Here is a 1,364-nt window from a genome sequence, read left to right as displayed (position 1 = left end):
TTCTCTATGGTCCACCCGCAAACCGCAAGCGCAGACTGGTGGCGATAGACGACTCGCGTTTATCTATCCGGCCTATAGCGATCCGATCGAATCCGGATCTGGCCTGCATGATGAAGTCGCACGCTTCCGTCCCAATTAGTGGCGCGGCATGATGTCTGCCGGAAGTCCAGACGGGTTTGGAGAAGCGACGGATGGTCGTTTGCGCCATGCTGATTCGCTGCGCGAGTTGCGGAAAGTAACGGTGGTCAGGGGTAGGGCTATCGGTCTGCTACGGTTCCGGTGCGATAGTTCAGGTTAAACTCTGCGCCACTTCGCATGACAGCCCACGCAATGCGTACGAGTTTGTTTGCCAGTGCGCAGACAGCAACGTGTGCATGCCGGCGCTCGGCGAGTTGCAGTAGCCAGCGCTGTATCGGATCGTTGGGGTGCTTGTCTTTCCACACCCATAGCGCGCGGGCACCCTGCACGAACAGACGCCGCAGATAACTATTTCCCCGCTTTGTAATGCCCAGCAAACGGGGCTTGCCGCCGGTTGTATGTTGCTGTGGTACCAACCCTACCCAGGCGGCAAGATCGCGTGCACGCCTAAACGTTGATGCATTGCCGACTGCGGAGACGATGGCGGTCGACAGCAAGACACCGACACCTGGGATCGTTTGAAGGCGCCGGCAAAGATCACTCTCGCGTGCAAGACATTTGAGCCGTTCGTTCATCTGTTCAATGGTTGCTTCCGTGCGGTTCCACATGTCGAACAGCATGCGCCCAAGATCGCGCATCATGGGAGTAAGGCCGGAGTCTTCCTTCTCAAGCAGAGCGGGCAACACAGTGCGAAGGGCATAAAATCCCTGTGCAATCTCGATACCGCGATCTAGCAGCAGTCCGCGAATCTGGTTGGTCAATGCCAGGCGTTGCTGGAGCATGCGTTCGCGGGCGCGATGCAGCGCCTGGACATCCATCTGCTCCTCTGACTTGAGCGGCACAAACCGCATCGTCGGAAGTCGGACAGCTTCGGCAATAGCCTGCGCGTCGTTGAAGTCATTCTTCTGCGATTTGACGAACGGCTTGACGTACTGTGCTGGCAGAAGTTTCACGTCGTGCCCGAAGCCCTGAAATTTGCGGGCCAGATACTGCGAGCCACAGCATGTTTCGATGCCGACAAGGCACGGTGGATGTTGTGCCATAAGCTGCAGGAGTTGATTGCGCCCCAACTTCTCGCGCAGCACGACTTTGCCGGCAGCGTCGCAGCCGACGACGTGGAACCAGCGCTTGCCGAGATCGATTCCTAACGTGACCGAGTTCATGGCAGCCTCCATGGGTGGTAGCGCCACTACGATAGAAGAAGCGGGTGGACCATACCATTAGTT

1 protein-coding gene is annotated in these 1,364 nt (G+C 57.7%); it reads right to left on the bottom strand.

Annotated elements, in window-relative coordinates; all coding sequences use genetic code 11:
- Positions 1-257: 257 nt before the first annotated feature.
- Positions 258-1,301, bottom strand: a complete 1,044-nt coding sequence (locus tag ABIC51_RS40815; RefSeq protein ID WP_235348178.1) for an IS110 family RNA-guided transposase — start codon at positions 1,299-1,301, stop codon at positions 258-260.
- Positions 1,302-1,364: the final 63 nt, after the last annotated feature.

Source organism: Burkholderia sp. 572 (assembly GCF_040545135.1).
Taxonomy (GTDB): domain Bacteria; phylum Pseudomonadota; class Gammaproteobacteria; order Burkholderiales; family Burkholderiaceae; genus Burkholderia; species Burkholderia cepacia.
The sequence above is the reverse complement of the archived record's forward strand: the minus strand, read 5'-3'. Positions and strand labels throughout refer to the sequence as shown.

What these genes read in the sequence shown, in the direction of transcription:
- ABIC51_RS40815 (WP_235348178.1), bottom strand. Translation starts at nt 1,301, where the DNA reads ATGAACTCGGTCACGTTAGGAATCGATCTCGGCAAGCGCTGGTTCCAC.